The following is a 20,408-nucleotide window of genomic DNA, read 5'->3' as shown; positions in this document are numbered from 1 at the left end:
ACAGGTAAAATACCACATAAATTGGTCAATATCAATGTTTTAAAACCTTTAAAGCTACATTATCTTTGTCTTGTAAAACGTTAAAAACACCAAATCATGAAAAACGTATTAAACAACTCAAAAAAAGGATTCTTAATGGTAGCTATGTTTGTTACCTTGTTAAGTTTCGCAAATGAAGCACCATTTTACACTATTAAAAATGATGCTGAAAGAACCTCTCTTACTTTAAACAATGTAAAGCAAGGAAACCTATTGTCTATCAAAGATAATAATGGTATTGTAATATATAAAGAGCTTATTTTACAAACTGGAACATACACAAAAGGATTCGATTTAACGTCGCTTCCTAACGGTAATTACATGTTTGAGCTTAATAAAGATGTTGAGATACAATCAATCCCTTTTAATGTACTAGCAAAAACGGTTACTTTTATTAAAGATTCTGAAAAAACCATTTTTAAACCAGTTACTAGAGTGAAAGGTGATGTAGTTTTTATGTCTAGATTATCGCTAAGCAAAGCGCCTTTAGAAATTGCTATTTATTTTACTGATGGAACTTATAATAGTTCAGAACTTATATATTCTGAAACTATTAAAAACACTGAAAATGCTAATAGAATTTTCAAGTTAACCGGTAAAAACAAAGGCGATTACAAAATTGTATATACCACTGAAGGTCATACATTTATAGAGGAAATTAAATAACTAACCAAATATCTTTTAATTTGAAGGAGAGTGAACAATTGTTCACTCTTTTTTTGTTTAAAATAGTTTTAATTGTCCATCTTTATACTGCTCATGAAGTTGCATGTTTAACTTTGGCATTCCTTTATTTTTAAAATATTTTTTCCTTGCTAAACTAACAAGATTATTAATTTGTTCTGCAATTTTTCCTTCACCACGCATGCGAGTGCCAAATCTGGAATCATTTAATGTTCCGCCGTGGCAACTTTCAATTTGATGCAATACTTTTTCAGCTTTATCTGGCATGGTTTTATAAATCCAATCGGTAAAAATTTCTCCAATAGCACCATTTAACCTAACAATTGTATGCGCAATTGATAATGCACCATATTCTGAAACTATTTTTGCCAAAGGCAAAATTTCATGACTGTTTATTGATGGAATAATAGGTGCAAGCATCACATTTACAGGAATGCCGTTTTCACTTAGTATTTTTACAGTTTCTAGACGTTTTGCAATGGTTGTTGTTCTTGGTTCTAAAACACGTCTTGTATCTTCTGATAATGACGTTATTGAAATATTTACACCAATTAAATTGTCTTTTGAAAGTTCTTTTAAAATATCTAAATCTCTAATAATCAACGCATTTTTTGTAATAATAGCAACCGGATGTTTGTATTTTAAAAATACCTCCAAGCATTTTCGGGTTATTTCAAATTGTTTTTCGGCTGGTTGGTAGCAATCGGTATTACCAGACATAACAATTGGATGCGCTTTCCAACTTTTCTTTTGCAACAAAGCTTCCAAAAGTTTAGGCGCATCTTTTTTTACCAAAATACGGCGCTCAAAATCTAAACCTGCACTATAACCCCAATATTCATGACTGTTGCGTGCATAACAATAAATACACCCATGTTCGCAACCTTGGTAAACATTCATGGAATATGCCATACCAACATCTACACTTTCAACCTTGTTTACTATTGTTTTAGGAAACACCTCCAAGTAAAGTGTTTTATTTTTATCGCTTTCTTCGCCTTCTTTGTGGCAAAATTCTAAAAAATCATCACGCATTTCGTGGCTAAGTTCAAAAAACTTATTGGGCACATTTACCTGCGCACCACGACCTTTTATGACTGATTTTGTGTTCATTACAATACGTTTTAGATTGATGGCTACTAACCTAACACTTTAAAATTAGGAATTATTAAACTTGAAAACTGTTAAAACAAAAACGGGTTATTAACAAAATAGCTATAAGTAAGAAAATTTGACTTTTAAAAAATAAAAAGCTAAATTCGTTTAACGCTTGATATAATTCATTAAAACGGACCCATATCATTAAAGTTGTGTGTAATTAGATAAAGAACATTACCAATAGAATATTACCTTTGAAATATGTATCAAGAAAAACTAAAATTTATTGACCTCTTTTGTGGTATTGGAGGTTTCAGAGTTGCCTTTGAGGAGGCGTGTGAGGAAAATAACATTCAACCTGATTGTGTGTTTTCTTCCGATATTGACAAATATGCTCAAGAAAGCTACAAAGTAAATTTCGGGGAAAAACCTTTTGGAGACATTACCAAAATCAATGAAAACGATATTCCAGACCACGACATACTTTTTGGTGGATTTCCCTGTCAACCTTTTAGTATCATTGGACAAATGAAAGGTTTGAGCGACACAAGAGGAACACTATTTTTCGATATTGCCAGAATAATTGAGAAAAAAAGACCAAAAGCATTTATACTCGAAAATGTAAAACAACTTGTGGGACACGACAAAGGAAAAACATTAAAAGTCATTGTTCAATCTTTGAAAGATTTAGGCTATCACGTTCAATACAGCGTTCTGAACGCATTAGACTATGGTTTGCCTCAAAAAAGAGAAAGAGTTGTAATTGTTGGACATCGTGAACCAATTATGTTTACATTTCCAAATCCTGAAAAACCTTACAAATCTTTGAATGAAATTTTGGAAACAAAAGTTGATAAAAAGTATTTTGCATCTGAATTTATAAGAGAAAAAAGAAAAGAGAAACACCAATCATCATATTATCCTTCAATTTGGCACGAAAACAAATCAGGTAATATTTGTTCTTATCCTTATTCTTGTGCACTTCGTTCTGGAGCTTCTCATAACTATTTGCTAGTAAATGGAGAAAGACGTTTGACACCGAGAGAAATGTTCAGACTTCAAGGCTTCCCAGATTGGTATAAAATTGTTGTAAGTGATGCACAAGCAAAAAAACAAGCTGGAAATGCAGTTCCAGTAAATATGATTAAGGCAGTTGTTCAAAAATTACTTCCTTATGTTGCAACAACACTAGAACAAGCAAGCGTACTAAAAGAATATGATTTAAATTACAATCCAAGTTAATGGCAAAACGCAACTCACCGAAATTAAGAACAGTCAATAAATCTGTAGCTGCTTATCCACTAAACCAATTCAATTCGGATTTTCCTTACTTACTCGGGCAAGAAATCGTTTATCTTTTAGCAAGTAAAGGTCGTGGAGACCTTGAAGGTTCGGAATGGGAACAGATTTTTGCAATTTGCATTGGAGCAGATTGGAAACCATCAAATGTTGGGCTTGATGATGTTGTAATTGGCAACACAGCTTGGGGAGCGAAAACCGTAAAATCAAATATAAAGGACTTCAAAGAATTAAAACAAGTCCGTTTAATTTCTGGTAGAAATTCACCTGTTTATTCCTACGGAGGAACTATAGACACAACCGCTGATCCAAATGGAGTTGGCGAACAAGTTTTGGAAATTTGGAACGAACGAGTTTCAGCGGTTCGTGAAAAATTTAAGAATTTAAGGACTGTTGTACTTGTTAAATCAAACGACCTTTCCCAAGTAGCTGTTTTTGAATTTGACACAATCAGATATGACCCTGAACTTTTCGATTTTGTTTGGAATCCACGAGGTAATTTAGAAGGTTTTGTTAAAGGAACTAAAACAAAACGTTTTACTTGGCAACCTCACGGTTCACAATTTACAATTCACGAACCTGTTCCCGAACATACATTGATTTTAAAAATTAAACAACCCGAAAGGTTAGATAAGGAAAAAATACTTGAAGCTATAGGATTTGAAAAATCTTGGGTTACAGTAGAACGGAAATAAAAACCATTCGTAATAAAATTAGTTTTAGCAGAAATATAAAATTTGGAATGATAGACTTATTTAACCCAACAATTGATAGCAATAAAAATTGGCTTCCTTATGACGGAACGGTTAATTACTACGGAACTATTTTAAACAAAACCCAAGCAGATTCCTATTTTGAAAAACTAATGAAAACTATTGAATGGCGTAATGATGAAGCCATTATTTTCGGAAAAAAAATAATAACCAAACGTAAAGTAGCTTGGTATGGCGAAAAACCGTTTGAATACACCTACTCTAATACCACAAAACATGCTTTACCTTGGACAAAAGAACTTTTTAAACTGAAAGAAATTGTTGAGCAAAAAACAGGCGAAACTTTTAATTCTTGTTTGCTTAATTTGTACCATAATGGAAGCGAAGGCATGGCATGGCATAGCGATGGTGAAGCAGATTTAAAAAAAGATGGCGCAATAGGTTCTTTAAGTTTTGGTGCTGAAAGAAAGTTTGCTTTTAAACATAAACGAAGTAATGAAAAAATTGATATGTACTTACAACATGGTAGTTTGCTAATAATGAAAGGTAAAACTCAAACGAATTGGCTTCACAGATTGCCTCCTACAAAAAAAGTAAACACCTCGCGGATAAACTTAACATTCCGAACAATTGAAGAATAAAATAAGCAGCTAACAAGCATGCTATTAAAAAAATTAGTGAATGAAATCCTTTTTTTAATACATCTAACCATTAAATGAATAAGCCAAATTTTTACTTTTCAAACCTTATTTACCAGGAAAATTGGCTTTTCGTTTTTGTAAAAAAGCAGTTGTGCCTTCAGTAAAATCATCCGTTCCAAAACACGTTCCAAAGCCTTTAATTTCTGTATGAAATCCATTAACACCATCTTTATAATTAGCATTAATGGCTTTTATAGCTGTACTTATGGCAACCAATGAATTATTAGCTATTTTGGTTGCTAATTTTTCGCAAAGCGGAAGCAATTCTTCTTGAGTTGTAACATGGTTTACCAATCCGTAATTTAATGCTTGTGTAGCGTCAATCATGCTTGCCGTCATAATCAATTCCATAGCGCGACCTTTACCTATTAATTGTGGTAAGCGTTGTGTGCCGCCATACCCAGGAATAACCCCAAGTGATACTTCTGGCAAGCCCATTTTAGCATTATCGCTTGCTACCCTAAAATGGCATGCCATAGCCAATTCTAAACCACCACCAAGTGCAAAACCATTTACAGCTGCAATAACGGGTTTTGCTAAATTTTCAACAAAATCGAACAAAATGGTTTGTCCTTTTAAAGCTAGTTGTTTACCTTCTTCTACCGAAAAATTAGCAAATTCACTAATATCTGCGCCAGCAACAAATGCTTTTTCACCACTACCGGTAACTATAATTACTTTGGTTTCTTTATCCTTTTCGGCTTTTTTAAAGGCGTTGTGCAACTCTTCAATAGTTTCAATATTTAAGGCATTTAATTTATTTGGTCGATTAATGGTTATGGTTGTTATGCCATTTTCGGTTTCAAATAGTATGTTATTGAAATTCATAATTTTATTCTTTAAATAATTCTAATCCTTTTATGTGAAAGATATCCGATTCATAAAATCGTAAAGACGTTTTTACAACTTTATTTGAAGTATCTCTTGGCAATTTTGTTGTATATCTCGCTTTTGAGTTGGTAAAATCCATAGTATACTTTTCGTCTAAATCTGTTTCTTTATTTGTAGTTAAAAAGATTAGATTTTTATCCACTGTCCAGATTCCTTTTCCGTAAAAATTTTCTTCGGTATTTGCTTTTGAAACAGCCGAAAGATCTCTTAAAAAGTGATATAGGAATGTACCATCTTGATTTAATGAAAGTGTCCATTTAATTTTTGTACCATCGGCATTTTGAGTATAATCTAAAACATACACACCCGATTGTGCTGATACTTTGATGCAAATAAAAAAACATACACTAAAAAAAAGAGTTTTCATGACTGGTTAATTTTCTTTAGGGAAGGCTACTTTAAACGTAGTTCCAACATCTTTTTTTGATTCAAATGTTATGCTTCCTTTATAGGTTTCTACTATGTTTTTTACCATGGCTAAACCAAGTCCCATACCACTAGTTTTGGTGGTAAATTTAGGCTCAAATACTTTATCTATGTTTTCTTCTGATACGCCCGAACCATTATCGGCAACCGTAATAACCACATTGTTTTCAACGGTTGAAACCTTAATATCTATTCTAGGAATTTCGTTTTCTGGCATGGCTTGAATAGCATTTTTAACCAAGTTTGTAACTACGCGTATTAATTGTGTTCTATCTAATTTTGCTATAATTTCTTCTTTTTCTGCTGAAAAAACTATGTAATCTTCATTAAAAATTTCGAGTGCTAACCTAACAATATTAACCACATTTAGAGTTTCATTTTGTTGCGCTGGCATTTTTGCAAAATTTGAAAACGCCGATGCAATAGAACTCATAGTGTCTATTTGTTGTATTAAGGTTTTACTGTATTCATCTAATTTTAAATGAATATTTTCATCTTGTGGGTCAAATTTGCGCTGAAAGTTTTGTACTGTTAAACGCATAGGTGTTAATGGGTTTTTTATTTCGTGTGCTACTTGTTTAGCCATTTCGCGCCATGCCTGTTCTCGCTCGCTTCTGGCTAATTGTATGGCACTTTCTTCAAGTTCATCAATCATACTATTGTACGAACTTACTAAGGTTGAAATTTCTTCGCTGGTATCATCAACCACAATTTTTTGATTGCGTTTTTCTAATCGGGTTGTATTAATTTTATCGCTTATTGCCTTTAAAGATTTTGTAATGTATTTTGATAACAAAAACGCTATTACAATTGCCATAAGCAATACAAACATAAAGGCAAAGGCGATACGTTTTAAAAACTCTTGAAGCTCTTTTGTTAGAAAATCATCTTTCTCTAAATAAGGTAAATTTAATATGGCTATTGATTTCGATTTTTGGTCGATAAGATAAGTGTATGATGATTGAAATGTTTCACCATTTTCAACGCGTTTATCTACATAGCGATGCACTGCTGTATTGGAAATGGCGTTTAAAATTTCGGCGTCTAAACATTGATCTGCTGCATTATTTTGCAAACCTGCTCTTGAAGATACGAGTAACGACCCTTCTAAATCGTATAAATTAATTTGAAGTTTGTGTATATCTGCAATATTATAAACTTCTTCTTTGAATATAATGGGAATGTTTTCGGTTTTAACTTCCCAAGTATTTTGTCTGCCATTCAACACCCGTTTTAAATGAGTTTGAATGTTTTCTTCTTTACGTTCTAAGCGATCGGTATGGTAATCTTCACTTTGCTCTTTATATTGGTAAACGGCTACTAATGAAATAAGTATGGATGCCAATAATACCAAAAGTATCATGGCTAAAAATATACGGGTTCGTAAAGAGAGTTTTTTAAGCTTCATTCTATTTTCAATTCAATAAATATAGCAATAATTGAACCAAAGACAGCAAGGGAAAATTTCAAAAAAAATAAATTCCAAATTCCAAACAGTATCTATTGGATTTTAGTGCTTAAAAATTGAATTTTTAATTAGGCTTCTGGATTTTTACTTCGGATGTTTTTATAAATTTTGAACCCTAACATAATTAAAACGCCCAAAACGAGTATGCCTACTACACCCCAAACCCAATTGATGGCGCTTTTTAGTATTACTAAAAACACAACAGCAAATAAAATAAATGTTGCACCTTCGTTCCAGATACGCATGAAACTAGATGTTTTTTTAACAACATCGTTTTGTAATTGTTTGTAGTATTGGTGCGTTTTTAAGTGATAAATGAAGAGTAAAAAAACGAATGCTAATTTTACGTGCATCCACGGTTGTTGTAACCAAAAGGGTTGTAAAATGAGCAACCAAATGGCGAAAATAGTTGCTAATATGGCTGATGGCCATGTGATGATGAACCACAGGCGTTTTGCCATTAGTTTTAGTTGTTTTCCTAAAATTTCTTTATCGGGTGATGGTTTATGGAATGCTTCAATTTGATAAACAAACAACCTTGGAATATAAAACAACCCTGCAAACCAAGTGATTACAAAAATAAGATGGAATGATTTTATATAGTTGTAGTATTCCATAACTAAACAGGTTGATTTATTAATGTCGTTTTTACTTCTCTATTCAAAAAATAAGCGGTTACGATAGTTGAAAGTACATCGGAAATTGGAAATGAGATCCAAACACCTAATTCGCCATAAAATTGTGGCAATATTAAAATTAATGGTATAAAGAAAAACCCTTGGCGTGTTAAGGTTAATAGTAACGCTGGAATTGCTTTACCAATAGATTGAAAATAGGCTGCACCAATAAGCTGTATTGCTATTATTGGTGTTGCGGCAAATACCCAACGCATATCGTTTGGCGTTTGTTGAATAACGTCCAAATCGGTAGTGAACATGCGGGTTATGGCTTCGGGAAAAACCATTAAAACTAAAAATATACACGTTGATAATATGGTTGCATATATAATAGCTTTATTGATGCTTTCTCTAACCCTATCATAATTTTGTGCACCATAATTAAAGCCTGCAATAGGCAAAAAACCTTGTGTAATGCCCAACACAGGAAACATAGCAAACATGAGCATTCTACCTACAATAGCATACGCTGTTACCGATATTTCGCCACCTAAATTGAATAAAATATTATTCATAAACAAATAGGTAACACTCACTACAGCTTGTCTAGCTAAGGTAACAAAACCTAAAGAACTAATTTCTGATACAATTGCAGGATTTAACCCAAAATGTGATGGCTTTATTTTTAATTCGGAATGTTTTGAAACAAAAAACCAAATAATAAAAATGAAACATAATATGTACGAAATAGATGTTGCCCATGCAGCACCTTCCATACCATAACCTAAAACATTTATAAAAATATAATCTAAAAGCAAGTTGCTTACCGATGGAATCATCATCGCATACATAGCAAATTTAGGTTTGCCTTCTGCCCTAATAACGGTATTTCCCATCATGCTTAATGCTAAAAATGGTACGCCATATAATACAATGGTATAGTAAATTTTAGCAGGTTCAAAAATTGCTCCTTTGCCGCCAAACGATAAAATAATTGCGTCTGCAAAATACAAGCCTACCGCTACTAAAGTAATTGTTAGTAATAATGTTAAGGTTATTTGATTACCAAACGTTTTAAGTGCTTTATCTTTACTATTAGCGCCTAATGCTCTTGATATAATAGATGAACCACCAATACCAATTGCCATACCTAAGGCAGCAATAAAAAAAGATACGGGCAATACTACATTTATAGCGGCTATAGCTGTGGAACCTATCCAATGACCTACAAAAATAGTATCTACCAAAATATTAAGCGACATAACCAAAATACCAATAGATGCTGGAACCGCTTGTTTTATTAAAATTTTACCAATAGGTTGCGAACCTAAATCTTGAGCAGATACTTTAGCCATTATACCGTTTCTGTTTTAGAAGATTCCCATGCTTTTATCCATTTTGAAAGCAATGTTACCCAAGCATCATCATCATTTAAACACGGTACGGTTGTAAAATGGTTTCCGCCCATTTCATGAAAAATTTCTTGACCTTCCATAGCTATTTCTTCTAGCGTTTCCAAACAGTCGCTTACAAATGCAGGTGTTACAATTGCCATACTTTTTAGCCCTTGTTTTCCTAAACGCTCAATAGTTCTATCGGTATAAGGTTGTAACCATGGATCGAAACCTAAACGAGATTGAAACGATGTTGAATAAGAACCTTCTTTTAATTGAAGTTTTTCAGCAACCAATTTGGTAACTTCTAAACATTGATGGCGGTAACAAAATTCATGCGCTTTACTTGGTGTGGCGCAACAACTACCATCTATTTTGCAGTGTGATTTTGTTACATCACTTTTTCGAATATGTCGTTCTGGAACACCATGATATGAAAACAATAAATGTTCGAAATTTTTACCTTCTAAATGCTTTTTTATTGAATTTGAAAGCACTTCAATATAATCGGGTTTGTTGTAAAACGCAGGAACCGATTCAATTTTTAAATTAGGAAAATATTGCTGACGAAGTTCTTCGGCTAAAACCGTAATGGTTTCGGTAGTTGCCATAGCAAATTGCGGGTATAGTGGAAACAACAATACATCATCAACACCTTTATCTACCAATTCTTGAAGTCCTTTTTTTATAGTCATACTACCATAACGCATAGCTAAAGCTACAGGAATATCAACTTGTTTTTGGATTTTCTTTTGAAGCCTTTCAGAAAGAACAATTAAAGGTGAACCTTCTTCCCACCATATTTTTTTATACGCCGCCGCCGATTGTTTTGGGCGTGTTTTTAAAATAATGCCTTTTACAAGTGCTGTTCTTGCTATAAACGGAATATCGATAACACGCTCGTCCATTAAAAACTCGCCTAAATATTTTTTTACATCACTTGGCGTTGGGCTATCTGGAGAACCCAGATTTACTAGTAAGATTCCTTTTTTCATACTACAAAAATACGATAGAAATTGCAATCATCATATTTACAACAAGTAATACTTAATATTATTTTTCTGGTTTTTGCTCATGGTACAATTTTGGGCGTTCTTCATTATAGTCGCAATCTTGAAAAATACCGCAAGATGTATTGGTACGCGCTAACGATTTTGTGTTTGCATTTTTTGATAATGCTTCTATTTCTGGGGTTAAGAACTTCATCTTTAATGGTTTTAATAATATAAATCTACTAAAAATTACCGTTTTAAGCAATACAAAATACCTCCAAGCAAATGTTGTTGAAATTCTGGTTCATCATACGATTGGTTTGTATGACCTAAACCTGTGTAAAACGACCTGCCACCATCAAACTCATGATACCACGCAATGGGGTGATTTTCGCCATTTTGTCCACCTTCATAGGTAGATTCTTCTAAATTCAACAATACATTTATATCTTGATTGATAGACTTGAAATTATACCATTCATCATAACGAACCCAATGCTCTGGTAAATGTTTTGTAGATAGATGCTTGCCATCAACACGGGTTATAGTTGCTGTCGCTTGCTGTGGATGGTTTAAAAAATAGGCACCAACCAGTTTTCCATACCATGCCCATTCATACTCTGTATCAGTAGCTGAATGAATACCCATAAAACTGCCGCCGTTTTTAATATATACTTCAAAAGCCTGTTCTTCATCAGTATTCAAAATATCGCCTGTTGTGTTTAGAAAAATAACCAATTTATAGTGTTTTAAATTTTGGGTAGTAAACAATAAAGCGTCTTCAGTATGTGTTATTTCAAAATTGTTTTGCATACCCAATGCTTCAATGGTTTTAACAGCAGTTTCAATTGATTTGTGCCTAAATCCAGCCGTTTTTGTAAAAACAAGAATTTTATCTGGCGTTTTTGCAGCATCGGAAGTTCTACATGAAACCATTGCCAAAGCAACAAAAGCGATTAGTATATGCTTCATAAAAAATTTAATTTAAAGACATTAAATATTTTTTGGGTGTTGTGCCATATTTTTTCTTAAAAGCTGCAATAAAATGACTTGCGGTACTATAACCTACTTTTAAACCTACTTCGTTTACATTATTTTCGCCCGATTCTAGCAATTTTCTGGCAACTTCCATTTTATAATCGAATAAAAAACTAAAAACCGAATCGCCATAAATTTGTTTAAACCCTTCTTTTAGTTTTTTAAGCGTCAATCCAATTTCATCTGCTAATTCTTGTAAACTTGGTGGTTCGGCCATGCGAGATACTATAATATCTTTTGCTTTTCGTATTTTAATTACATTAGTTTCATCAACTAAAAACGGGCATTGTTCAATATTAGCATCTTCACTTCTATTAAAATATAGGCTTAAAAGTTCATAAGCTTTTCCTTTAAAGTACAAATCTTTAATAGAATGATTGAGATTGAAATTGATTAATTGGTTTAAAACAATGGCCATTGATGGTGTAATTGTACCATCTTTATAATACTTTTTGTCTTTATTATCTTCATTCAAAAACGAAATATAATCGGCTTCTTGGGAAAATAATCCGTGAAACTTTTTTATTGAAATTAACACTGAAACTATCCAAGAATGTGGATTTACTTGAAGGTTAATAGGTAAATCGCGTTGTGGGTTATACAACAACAGCGAGTTTTCTTCAAGAATGTTTAATAGATAGCGACCTTCATTAAAAACAAATTTACTCGATCCTTTTAGGCAAAAGTGAAATTGAATATAATCGCTATGTATTTCTTTAAGAACACTTTGCATTTCAGATGCTTCATTTTTATAAACTAAAACTAAAAAACCATCTTCTACTAATGTTTCTTCAAAAGAACTTTTAGCGTTGTTTTTTATAGACTTTTCTTCGTTATTTATAATCATCTTATTTAGATTTGTTCTAAATTAATTGCTTTAAAATCGTTGCTATTACTACAAAAGTATGACAAATATCATATTTTCATGAAAAAACACACTAAAAAACCACAAACGACACTAAAAGTTCTTTCAGCGTTATTTTTTTACTTTTCATAAATATACATTTGCTTTCTGAATTATTGGAAAAAATAATGCATCAATATAACATTTCTAAAAGCAAATACTTTTACGCCATTGGCTTGAGCTATAAAAAAGCTGACGCCGATGTAAGAGGTCATTTTAGCTTAGATGAAGCCGCCAAATTAGCGTTACTTAATCAAGCTAAAGAGAATGCTATTGAAAGTTTAGTGGTAACCTCAACATGTAACCGTACAGAAATTTACGGTTTTGCAGAACATCCTTTTCAATTGATTCAATTACTTTGTGAAAACACGCGAGGTACTGTTGAAGAATTTCAAAAAGTAGCATACGTTTATAAAAATAACGATGCCATTGCCCATATGTTTCGTGTTGGTTCTGGTTTGGATAGCCAAATTCTGGGCGATTTTGAAATTATTAGTCAGTTAAAAATAAGTGCGCGTCAATCAAAAAAATTTGGTTTACTAAACCATTTTACCGAGCGTTTGGTAAATGCTGTTATTCAAGCTAGTAAGCGTATTAAAAATGAAACCGAAATTTCATCGGGTGCAACATCGGTGTCTTTTGCTTCTGTTCAATATATTTTCAATACCGTTCAAGATATTTCAAACAAAAACATCTTACTTTTTGGAACCGGTAAAATTGGAAGAAACACCTGCGAAAACCTAGTAAAACACACCAAAAACGAGCACATTACTTTAATAAACAGAACGAAAGATAAAGCTGAAAAAATTGCTGGAAAATTCAATTTAGTAGTTAAAGATTATGCTAATTTACAAGAAGAAATTCATACATCTGACATTTTAATTGTAGCAACAGGTGCACAACGCCCTACTATTGACAAGCACATTATTCAAACCCATAAACCGCTTTTAATTTTAGATTTATCTATCCCAAAAAATGTAGATGCAAATGTGGAAGAATTGGATAACGTTTCGTTAGTTCATTTAGACCATTTATCGCAAATTACAGATAAAACTTTAGAGGCTAGAAAAGCACATATTCCATTTGCTGAAGCTATTATTGAAGAAGTAAAGGCTGAATTTAACGATTGGTTAGAAACTAGAAAATTTGCACCAACCATTAAAGCTTTAAAAGATAAATTGCACGATTTTGCTGCTGCGGAATTAGATACACAACGCAAAAAAAATACCGATTTTAATGAAGCTCAGGCAGAATTAATTAGCAATAGTATTATACAAAAAATAACAAATCACTTTGCACATCATTTAAAAGATGATGGCATTCCTACCGATGAGAGTCTGGAACTCATAAAAAAAGTGTTTCAGTTAGAACCCACAACACATGTCTAAAATTATAAGAATTGGTACGCGTGATAGCGAATTAGCGTTATGGCAAGCCAAAATAGTACAAAGTCAACTTGAAAATTTAGGTTATAAAACACAATTAGTGCCTGTAAAATCTACAGGCGATTTAGTTTTAGACAAACCTCTTTACGAATTAGGTATTACAGGCATATTTACACGTACCTTAGATATTGCCATGCTAAACCATGATATAGATATTGCAGTACATTCGTTAAAAGATGTACCAACCGTATTGCCAAAAGGTATAGTACAAGTAGCTGTTTTAAAACGTGGTAATGTGCACGATACACTCGTTTTTAAAAACAATGAAGAGTTTTTAGGTTCTAAAGATGCAGTTATAGCAACTGGAAGTTTACGCAGACGTGCACAATGGCTAAACCGATTCCCTACACATACCGTAGTAGATTTACGCGGAAATGTAAATTTGCGTCTACAAAAACTACAAGATAATGAATGGAACGGTGCTATTTTTGCCGCTGCAGGCATAGGTAGAATAGGTTTAAGACCAGAAGAAGCTATAAACCTAGACTGGATGATTCCAGCACCAGCACAAGGTGCTATTATGATAACTGCTTTAGCAGAAGATGATTTTGTAAAAACCGCTTGTGCTGAATTAAACCACGAAGAAACCAGCCTTTGCACATCTATTGAACGCGAATTTTTAAACAAATTGGAAGGTGGTTGTACTGCACCCATTGGTGCATTAGCCATTATAAAAAATGAAGAAGTACACTTTAAAGGCGTATTACTAAGCGTAGATGGCACCAAACGAATTGATGTTACACGTGTTAAAAAAGTAGGCGAACACCATGATATTGCCAACTTTTGCGCCAATTTTATTATTGAACGTGGTGGCAATCGCTTAATGGATGCTATTAAAAATGCCAACAAAAAAACCAACGTATATTCAACAAAATCATTTACCGAAGCGCAGCGTTTATTGTTTCATGAAAAGGTAACGGTTGAAAGTTCAGATTTTATAAAGATAAGCCTCAACAGAATTCATCCACGATTTTTAAAAAATGAAATTGAAAACGTGGTAATTACCAGTAAAAATGCTGTTGAATCGTTAATTACCAATTATTCTGCAATTGAACTTCAGTTTAAAAACATTTACTGTGTTGGCAGACGTACTAAAAAGCTTGTAGAAACTAAAATAGGCAAGGTTACTCATTTTGAAAATAGCGCAAAAAAACTAGCCAACTACCTTGTAGATTATATGGAAGGTAATAGTGTTACTTATTTTTGTAGCGATTTACGTTTAGATGATTTACCAACTATTTTAGAAAAAAATAATATAAAAGTAACCGAAGTTGAAGCATATCAAACTAAATTTGATGGCATAAAAATACCCGAAACTATTGAAGGTGTTATGTTTTATAGCCCATCAACTGTTGAAAGTTATATTGCAAAAAATAATACTGAAGCCATTGCATTTTGTATTGGGGAAACAACAGCTACTGAAGCTAAAAAGCATTTTAAAGATGTTAGAATTGCCAAAGTACCAACCGTTGAAAGTGTTATTGAATTAGTGAACGAAAACTATCTATAAACCATTGCTTTAAACATGGAAAGAGAATCGTTATTAAATTATTTATATCGTTTTTTTGATATTATAGTTCTCTTGTTTATTGTATTTGATTTTGGTTATGATTTTGCCGAAAATTTCACAACACCGCATGTAGTTGGACTTATAATACTTCTGTTTTTTTTACTTTTTTTTAATGTTTTTAAGTTTATAAAATATAAATACAAACGCTTTAAAAATGTAGCATTTGTAAACATTATTATCATTTCTGTTTTACTTGTTACTTCATTAATTGTTTCAATAGCCAACATAGGTGAAACATATGATGATATTCTACAAAAAATAAAACCCGTACTAGAAGGTGGTTTAATTTTATACTTCCTTTTACGCTTATTAGTTTTGGTAAGGCATATTTACGATGTCTATTTTAATCCTGCAATTGTATTTGTAGGTAGCTTTATAATACTTGCTTTAGCTGGTGCATTTCTACTCATGCTGCCTAGTGCTACAACTAATGGCATTAGCTTTACTAACGCCTTATTTACAGCCACAAGTAGCGTTTGTGTTACCGGTTTAGCAGTTGTAGATACTAGTTTAGATTTTACAATTATTGGACAATCAATCATTTTGGTATTAATTCAATTAGGAGGCTTAGGTATTTTAACTTTTACATCGTTTTTCGCATTTTTCTTCCGAGGAAGTTCTTCTTTTAAAGAAGGTTTAAACACTAAAGATTTTTTAGCGCAAGATGGCTTAAAAGATGTTTTTAGAGTTGCATTAAATGTAGTTATGCTTACCGTTGCTGTTGAAATAATTGGCGCTATTTTCATTTACTTTTCAGTATCAACCAATACTTCTATAACCAACAAACTTTTCTTTTCTATTTTTCATTCAATTTCCGCATTTTGTAATGCTGGTTTTTCTATATTCTCATCTGGATTATTCGATCAAAGTATTCGTTTTAACTATTTTTTCCAATGGATTATTATGATACTTATCGTTTTTGGAGGACTTGGGTATCACATTATTTTCAATTTCTATAAATATGTAAAAACATACGTTTTAGAGTTATGCAATAAAAAAATAATTCATAAACGTGTTCCTATTATCACGCTTAATTCTAAAATAGTAATTTACACAACCTTTATTTTACTTATTGTTGGGTGGATTTTCTTGTTTATATCAGAATACAATAACACGCTATTAGACCATAAAACCATTTTTGGTAAAATTACTAATGCCGCTTTTAGTTCGGTAACACCCAGAACCGCAGGATTTAATGTTGTTGACTATACACAAATGACAGTGCCTTCACTTTTATTTGTTATATTTTTAATGTGGATTGGAGCTTCACCAGCATCAACTGGTGGTGGTATAAAAACCAGTACCTTTGCATTGGCTACTTTAAACATTCTTGCCATAGCTAAAGGAAAAAGTAGAATAGAAATTTTTGGAAGACGTTTTTCAGCAGAATCAACATCAAGAGCTTTTGCTATTTTGTGTATTTCATTAATAGTTATTGGTATTTCTATTATGGCATTGCTAATTTTTGAACCTAAAGACACGCCATTATTAACTGTTGTGTTTGAATGTTTTTCGGCATATAGTACCGTTGGTTTAAGTTTAAACTATACACCTTCGCTTACCGAAGCTAGTAAATACATTATAATAGCCGTAATGTTTATAGGTAGAATAGGAATGCTCAATTTAATGATTGGTTTGCTGCGTCAAGTAAATCATCAATTTTATGAGCTACCAAAAGAAAATATTTTGATTAACTAATAAGTTTTTAAAAATGAAAATAATTGTTTTCGGACTTGGAAATTTCGGTATGGCTTTATCAATAAGTTTAACCGAAACAGGCAACGAAGTAATTGCAATAGATAAACAAATGGACAAAATTAACCTTGTGAAAGATAAAATTTCGCATGCCATTTGTATGGACTCTACAAACGAACTTGCTTATGAAGCTTTACCATTAAAAGATGCCGACAAGGTTATTGTTGCCATAGGCGAAAACGAAGGTGCAGCCATAATTACAACCGCTATTATTAAAAAATTAAGTGATGTAAAAATTATTAGTCGAGCCTTATCACCTATTCACGATACCGTTTTAGAAGCTATGGGAATACACAGTATTGTACACCCAGAACAAGATTCAGCCGACCGACTTACTAAGCAAATAAACTTTAAATCGACTTTAGAAAATTATCAACTAGACGACAATTATACCATTTCTGAAGTAAAAGCAAAACCAGAATTTTTTGGCAAAACATTACAAGAACTAGATTCTATTGATAAATATCGTTTAACACTTATTACCATTATTCGCGAGAAAGAAAAGAAAAACTTAATAGGTAAAAAAACAATTATTAAAGAAACTATTGGTAGAACATCGCCCGACACTTTAGTTCTAGAAAAAGATATTTTAGTAGTTTATGGCAATAATAAAGATATCGAAAATTATTGCATGGGTGAAGAAGAGTACGATTTAAGAAATAAAAACATATAAAAACCATCTTGTAAAACAAGAAACCAATAATATGAGTATAAAAAACGATTTATTTTTAAGAGCATTAAAAGGAGAAACAGTAAACCGTCCACCCGTATGGATGATGCGTCAAGCAGGTCGTTATTTGCCAGAATTTATAGCACTTAGAGAAAAATACGATTTCTTTACACGTTGCCAAACACCAGAAATAGCAAGTGAAATAACAGTACAACCTATTCGCAGATATGGTATGGATGCCGCTATTTTATTTAGCGATATTTTGGTTATTCCGCAGGCTATGAATATTGAGGTACAAATGAAACCAAATTTTGGTCCGTATTTACCAAACCCAATTCGCACGACTAAAGATGTAGAAAATGTTATTGTTCCAGATGTTAAAGAAGCTTTAAACTATGTTTACCAAGCTATAAAAGCAACAAAGGAATTATTGAATGACGACATTCCTTTAATTGGTTTTGCAGGTTCACCATGGACTATTTTGTGCTACTGCGTGCAAGGTCAAGGTAGTAAAACCTTCGATAAAGCCAAAGAATTTTGCTTTACAAATCCTGTAGCTGCACATACCTTACTTCAAAAAATAACCGATACTACTATTGCTTATCTTAAAGAAAAAGTAAAAGCAGGTTGTAATGCCGTACAGGTTTTCGATTCTTGGGGTGGTATGCTGTCGCCAGTTGATTATCAAGAATTTTCATGGCAATACATACAACAAATTATTGATGCTTTAAAAGATGATGCGCCTGTAATTGCATTTGGCAAAGGTTGCTGGTTTGCATTACACGATATGGCAAAATCTGGTGCTTCTGCTTTAGGAGTAGACTGGACGTGTTCTGCAAGAAACGCACGTTATTTAACTGGAGGAAATATAACACTTCAAGGTAATTTTGACCCTTCACGTTTATTATCACCACCTGCTGAAATCAAGAAAATGGTAACTAAAATGATTAATGAATTTGGTAAAGATAAATACATTGTAAACTTAGGTCATGGTATTTTGCCTAACATTCCTTTAGACAACGCCAAGGCGTTTGTAGATGCTGTAAAAGAGTATAATGCTTAAAAATGTTTTCATAGGAATTAAAGCCTATTTTGGAGCATTTAGTTTAATTTCAAAACTAAAACTCTGGAAATATTTTGCAATTCCTATGCTTATAAGTTTTCTAACAGCAATATTTATTTTCGTATTTGCTTATAGTTTTTCAGATAATATTGCAGATTACTTATCAAGCTTGTTCCCAAGCTGGACAGGTTCTTCATGGTTAAAAATCATATTGCAAATTATAATTGGGCTTTCAATAATTGTAATTGGATTAATTCTTTACAAACACATCATAATGGCTTTATCTGCTCCATTTATGAGTCCAGTTTCCGAAAAAATAGAAAATCATTTAGTTGGTGAAACCAATATACACCGTAAAACATCATTCACAGAACAACTTTGGCGAGGTATTCGTATAAATATTAGAAATTTAAGCCTAGAATTACTGTTAACCATTCCAATTTTGCTTTTAGGTTTTATACCGTTTATTGGTATTTTATCTACTGTTTTACTTTTTTTAGTGCAAGCCTATTATGCTGGTTTTGGTAATATGGATTACACTTTAGAACGTCATTTTAAATACAATGAAAGTATTCGATTTGTTAAAAAACATCGTGGTTTAGCCATTGGAAACGGCATCGTTTTTATGTTGTTTTTGTTAATTCCTGTTATTGGTGTTATTTTGGTATTACCTCTTTCAGTAACGGCGGCTTCAGTAAAAACGGTTGAAGCATTACAATTAAAAAAATAATGAAAGATAAATTTTACGCATACATTCAAAAACTTCAAGATACAATCACTTCAAAATTAGAAGCTATTGATGGTAAAGCAACCTTTAAAGAAGATATTTGGAAACGACCAGAAGGCGGTGGCGGACGAACCCGCGTAATTGAAAACGGCAACGTTTTTGAAAAAGGCGGTGTTAATATTTCTGGTGTTCATGGAAAATTGCCAAAATCAATGCAAGCCTATTTTAATGTGGGTGAAGTCGATTTTTTTGCTTGTGGTTTAAGTTTAGTGCTTCACCCAAAAAACCCTATGGCACCAACCGTACATGCCAATTGGCGTTATTTTGAAATGTATGATGAAAACGGAAACATTGTAGATAGCTGGTTTGGTGGCGGACAAGATTTAACGCCTTACTATCTTTTTGAAGACGATGCTATTCATTTTCATAAAATCTGTAAAAATTCATGTGACAAACATAATACTGAATTTTACTCAACTTATAAAAAACGTTGTGATGAATATTTTTACAACGCCCATCGTGAAGAAGGCAGAGGTATTGGCGGTTTGTTTTTCGATTATTGTAAAGCTACAAATGATATGACTATGCAAGATTGGTACAATTTCGTTACCGAAGTTGGCAATAGTTTTTTAGAAGCTTATGTGCCTATTGTTGAAAAACGCAAAGATTTTACGTATACAGAAGCACAAAAAAATTGGCAGGAAATACGAAGAGGACGTTATGTAGAATTTAATTTGGTGCACGATAAAGGCACACTTTTCGGATTGAAAACCAACGGGCGTATAGAAAGTATTTTAATGAGTTTACCACCACATGTACAGTGGGTTTACGACCATCATCCAGAAGCTGGAAGTGCCGAAGAAAAACTTATAGAGGTATTGAAAAACCCTAAAGATTGGGTGTAAAGTCTCAAC

21 protein-coding genes are annotated in these 20,408 nt (G+C 32.6%); 11 read left to right on the top strand and 10 right to left on the bottom strand.

What is annotated here, in order from left to right:
* The first annotated feature begins 96 nt into the window (after positions 1 to 96).
* A complete protein-coding gene (locus ACFQ1R_RS11045) occupies positions 97 to 705 on the top strand; it encodes a hypothetical protein (protein WP_379926230.1) in 609 nt (202 codons plus the stop codon).
* Between the two features lie 57 nt (positions 706 to 762).
* Here ACFQ1R_RS11045 and ACFQ1R_RS11040 read toward each other — a convergent pair whose 3' ends face one another.
* Complete coding sequence (locus tag ACFQ1R_RS11040) at positions 763 to 1,836, bottom strand: PA0069 family radical SAM protein (RefSeq protein ID WP_379926229.1); 1,074 nt, start codon at positions 1,834 to 1,836, stop codon at positions 763 to 765.
* A gap of 246 nt (positions 1,837 to 2,082) precedes the next feature.
* Between ACFQ1R_RS11040 and ACFQ1R_RS11035 the strand changes: the two genes are divergently transcribed.
* From ACFQ1R_RS11035 to ACFQ1R_RS11025, 3 genes are read left to right on the top strand one after another with little or no spacing between them, the layout of a single operon-like run.
* Positions 2,083 to 3,063: a DNA cytosine methyltransferase gene (locus tag ACFQ1R_RS11035; protein WP_379926228.1), complete on the top strand. Its 981-nt coding sequence runs from the start codon at positions 2,083 to 2,085 to the stop codon at positions 3,061 to 3,063.
* Entirely contained in the window at positions 3,063 to 3,815 is a 753-nt protein-coding gene (locus ACFQ1R_RS11030; RefSeq protein WP_379926227.1) for a hypothetical protein, read from the top strand. Before ACFQ1R_RS11035 ends, ACFQ1R_RS11030 begins: the two co-directional genes overlap by 1 nt.
* A 50-nt stretch (positions 3,816 to 3,865) precedes the next feature.
* Positions 3,866 to 4,474, top strand: coding sequence for an alpha-ketoglutarate-dependent dioxygenase AlkB family protein (locus ACFQ1R_RS11025; RefSeq protein WP_379926333.1), 609 nt, complete (start codon positions 3,866 to 3,868; stop codon positions 4,472 to 4,474).
* 105 nt (positions 4,475 to 4,579) lie between these two features.
* Here ACFQ1R_RS11025 and ACFQ1R_RS11020 read toward each other — a convergent pair whose 3' ends face one another.
* The 9 genes from ACFQ1R_RS11020 to ACFQ1R_RS10980 all read right to left on the bottom strand — a co-directional run bounded on the left by ACFQ1R_RS11020 (position 4,580) and on the right by ACFQ1R_RS10980 (position 12,207).
* Positions 4,580 to 5,362, bottom strand: coding sequence for an enoyl-CoA hydratase/isomerase family protein (locus ACFQ1R_RS11020; protein WP_379926226.1), 783 nt, complete (start codon positions 5,360 to 5,362; stop codon positions 4,580 to 4,582).
* A 4-nt stretch (positions 5,363 to 5,366) separates the two neighbouring features.
* A complete protein-coding gene (locus ACFQ1R_RS11015) occupies positions 5,367 to 5,792 on the bottom strand; it encodes a hypothetical protein (protein WP_379926225.1) in 426 nt (141 codons plus the stop codon).
* Positions 5,793 to 5,798: 6 nt separating this feature from the next.
* Positions 5,799 to 7,259 carry a sensor histidine kinase gene (locus tag ACFQ1R_RS11010; protein ID WP_379926224.1) on the bottom strand — a complete coding sequence of 487 codons (1,461 nt, stop codon included), beginning with the start codon at positions 7,257 to 7,259 and terminating at the stop codon, positions 5,799 to 5,801.
* Between the two features lie 128 nt (positions 7,260 to 7,387).
* The gene (locus tag ACFQ1R_RS11005) at positions 7,388 to 7,936 is read right to left on the bottom strand and encodes a CopD family protein (RefSeq protein ID WP_379926223.1); all 549 of its coding nucleotides are present in this window, start codon (positions 7,934 to 7,936) and stop codon (positions 7,388 to 7,390) included.
* 2 nt (positions 7,937 to 7,938) lie between these two features.
* Positions 7,939 to 9,291 carry an MATE family efflux transporter gene (locus ACFQ1R_RS11000; protein WP_379926222.1) on the bottom strand — a complete coding sequence of 451 codons (1,353 nt, stop codon included), beginning with the start codon at positions 9,289 to 9,291 and terminating at the stop codon, positions 7,939 to 7,941.
* Positions 9,291 to 10,325, bottom strand: a complete 1,035-nt coding sequence (gene hemH / locus ACFQ1R_RS10995; RefSeq protein ID WP_379926221.1) for a ferrochelatase — start codon at positions 10,323 to 10,325, stop codon at positions 9,291 to 9,293. Before hemH ends, ACFQ1R_RS11000 begins: the two co-directional genes overlap by 1 nt.
* Before the next feature lie 58 nt (positions 10,326 to 10,383).
* A complete protein-coding gene (locus tag ACFQ1R_RS10990; protein WP_379926220.1) occupies positions 10,384 to 10,536 on the bottom strand; it encodes a hypothetical protein in 153 nt (50 codons plus the stop codon).
* A 35-nt stretch (positions 10,537 to 10,571) separates the two neighbouring features.
* Positions 10,572 to 11,294 (bottom strand): ThuA domain-containing protein, encoded by a 723-nt coding sequence (locus tag ACFQ1R_RS10985; RefSeq protein ID WP_379926219.1) that lies wholly within the window; start codon positions 11,292 to 11,294, stop codon positions 10,572 to 10,574.
* Between the two features lie 7 nt (positions 11,295 to 11,301).
* Positions 11,302 to 12,207 carry an AraC family transcriptional regulator gene (locus ACFQ1R_RS10980; RefSeq protein ID WP_379926218.1) on the bottom strand — a complete coding sequence of 302 codons (906 nt, stop codon included), beginning with the start codon at positions 12,205 to 12,207 and terminating at the stop codon, positions 11,302 to 11,304.
* Positions 12,208 to 12,392: 185 nt separating this feature from the next.
* Here ACFQ1R_RS10980 and hemA point away from each other — a divergent pair, with 185 nt between their 5' ends.
* Genes hemA through hemF form a run of 7 tightly spaced genes read left to right on the top strand, consistent with a single transcriptional unit; the run spans position 12,393 to position 20,399 of the window.
* Positions 12,393 to 13,652: a glutamyl-tRNA reductase gene (gene hemA, locus ACFQ1R_RS10975; RefSeq protein ID WP_379926217.1), complete on the top strand. Its 1,260-nt coding sequence runs from the start codon at positions 12,393 to 12,395 to the stop codon at positions 13,650 to 13,652.
* The gene (gene hemC, locus ACFQ1R_RS10970; protein WP_379926216.1) at positions 13,645 to 15,219 is read left to right on the top strand and encodes a hydroxymethylbilane synthase; all 1,575 of its coding nucleotides are present in this window, start codon (positions 13,645 to 13,647) and stop codon (positions 15,217 to 15,219) included. The genes hemA and hemC overlap by 8 nt, the downstream gene beginning before the upstream one ends.
* A 15-nt stretch (positions 15,220 to 15,234) precedes the next feature.
* On the top strand, positions 15,235 to 16,977 hold the full coding sequence (locus tag ACFQ1R_RS10965; protein ID WP_379926215.1) for a TrkH family potassium uptake protein: 1,743 nt from the start codon (positions 15,235 to 15,237) through the stop codon (positions 16,975 to 16,977).
* A gap of 13 nt (positions 16,978 to 16,990) precedes the next feature.
* Positions 16,991 to 17,707: a potassium channel family protein gene (locus ACFQ1R_RS10960; RefSeq protein WP_379926214.1), complete on the top strand. Its 717-nt coding sequence runs from the start codon at positions 16,991 to 16,993 to the stop codon at positions 17,705 to 17,707.
* A 31-nt stretch (positions 17,708 to 17,738) separates the two neighbouring features.
* Positions 17,739 to 18,767, top strand: coding sequence for a uroporphyrinogen decarboxylase (hemE, locus tag ACFQ1R_RS10955; RefSeq protein WP_379926213.1), 1,029 nt, complete (start codon positions 17,739 to 17,741; stop codon positions 18,765 to 18,767).
* Positions 18,760 to 19,497 carry an EI24 domain-containing protein gene (locus ACFQ1R_RS10950; RefSeq protein WP_379926212.1) on the top strand — a complete coding sequence of 246 codons (738 nt, stop codon included), beginning with the start codon at positions 18,760 to 18,762 and terminating at the stop codon, positions 19,495 to 19,497. Before hemE ends, ACFQ1R_RS10950 begins: the two co-directional genes overlap by 8 nt.
* The gene (gene hemF / locus ACFQ1R_RS10945) at positions 19,497 to 20,399 is read left to right on the top strand and encodes an oxygen-dependent coproporphyrinogen oxidase (RefSeq protein WP_379926211.1); all 903 of its coding nucleotides are present in this window, start codon (positions 19,497 to 19,499) and stop codon (positions 20,397 to 20,399) included. The genes ACFQ1R_RS10950 and hemF overlap by 1 nt, the downstream gene beginning before the upstream one ends.
* The last annotated feature ends 9 nt before the right edge of the window (positions 20,400 to 20,408 follow it).

Origin of the sequence: Mariniflexile jejuense, from assembly GCF_042675665.1 — a bacterium.
GTDB classification, from domain to species: domain Bacteria; phylum Bacteroidota; class Bacteroidia; order Flavobacteriales; family Flavobacteriaceae; genus Mariniflexile; species Mariniflexile jejuense.
This window is presented reverse-complemented; position numbering and strand designations above follow the sequence as displayed.

What these genes read in the sequence shown, in the direction of transcription:
- ACFQ1R_RS10950 (WP_379926212.1), top strand. Translation starts at nt 18,760, where the DNA reads ATGCTTAAAAATGTTTTCATAGGAATTAAAGCCTATTTTGGAGCATTT.
- ACFQ1R_RS10960 (WP_379926214.1), top strand. Translation starts at nt 16,991, where the DNA reads ATGAAAATAATTGTTTTCGGACTTGGAAATTTCGGTATGGCTTTATCA.
- hemA (WP_379926217.1), top strand. Translation starts at nt 12,393, where the DNA reads ATGCATCAATATAACATTTCTAAAAGCAAATACTTTTACGCCATTGGC.
- ACFQ1R_RS11035 (WP_379926228.1), top strand. Translation starts at nt 2,083, where the DNA reads ATGTATCAAGAAAAACTAAAATTTATTGACCTCTTTTGTGGTATTGGA.
- ACFQ1R_RS10985 (WP_379926219.1), bottom strand. Translation starts at nt 11,294, where the DNA reads ATGAAGCATATACTAATCGCTTTTGTTGCTTTGGCAATGGTTTCATGT.
- hemH (WP_379926221.1), bottom strand. Translation starts at nt 10,325, where the DNA reads ATGAAAAAAGGAATCTTACTAGTAAATCTGGGTTCTCCAGATAGCCCA.
- ACFQ1R_RS11020 (WP_379926226.1), bottom strand. Translation starts at nt 5,362, where the DNA reads ATGAATTTCAATAACATACTATTTGAAACCGAAAATGGCATAACAACC.
- ACFQ1R_RS11040 (WP_379926229.1), bottom strand. Translation starts at nt 1,836, where the DNA reads ATGAACACAAAATCAGTCATAAAAGGTCGTGGTGCGCAGGTAAATGTG.
- ACFQ1R_RS11000 (WP_379926222.1), bottom strand. Translation starts at nt 9,291, where the DNA reads ATGGCTAAAGTATCTGCTCAAGATTTAGGTTCGCAACCTATTGGTAAA.
- hemF (WP_379926211.1), top strand. Translation starts at nt 19,497, where the DNA reads ATGAAAGATAAATTTTACGCATACATTCAAAAACTTCAAGATACAATC.
- ACFQ1R_RS11005 (WP_379926223.1), bottom strand. Translation starts at nt 7,936, where the DNA reads ATGGAATACTACAACTATATAAAATCATTCCATCTTATTTTTGTAATC.
- ACFQ1R_RS11015 (WP_379926225.1), bottom strand. Translation starts at nt 5,792, where the DNA reads ATGAAAACTCTTTTTTTTAGTGTATGTTTTTTTATTTGCATCAAAGTA.
- ACFQ1R_RS11045 (WP_379926230.1), top strand. Translation starts at nt 97, where the DNA reads ATGAAAAACGTATTAAACAACTCAAAAAAAGGATTCTTAATGGTAGCT.
- ACFQ1R_RS10980 (WP_379926218.1), bottom strand. Translation starts at nt 12,207, where the DNA reads ATGATTATAAATAACGAAGAAAAGTCTATAAAAAACAACGCTAAAAGT.
- ACFQ1R_RS10990 (WP_379926220.1), bottom strand. Translation starts at nt 10,536, where the DNA reads ATGAAGTTCTTAACCCCAGAAATAGAAGCATTATCAAAAAATGCAAAC.
- hemC (WP_379926216.1), top strand. Translation starts at nt 13,645, where the DNA reads ATGTCTAAAATTATAAGAATTGGTACGCGTGATAGCGAATTAGCGTTA.
- ACFQ1R_RS10965 (WP_379926215.1), top strand. Translation starts at nt 15,235, where the DNA reads ATGGAAAGAGAATCGTTATTAAATTATTTATATCGTTTTTTTGATATT.
- ACFQ1R_RS11010 (WP_379926224.1), bottom strand. Translation starts at nt 7,259, where the DNA reads ATGAAGCTTAAAAAACTCTCTTTACGAACCCGTATATTTTTAGCCATG.
- hemE (WP_379926213.1), top strand. Translation starts at nt 17,739, where the DNA reads ATGAGTATAAAAAACGATTTATTTTTAAGAGCATTAAAAGGAGAAACA.
- ACFQ1R_RS11030 (WP_379926227.1), top strand. Translation starts at nt 3,063, where the DNA reads ATGGCAAAACGCAACTCACCGAAATTAAGAACAGTCAATAAATCTGTA.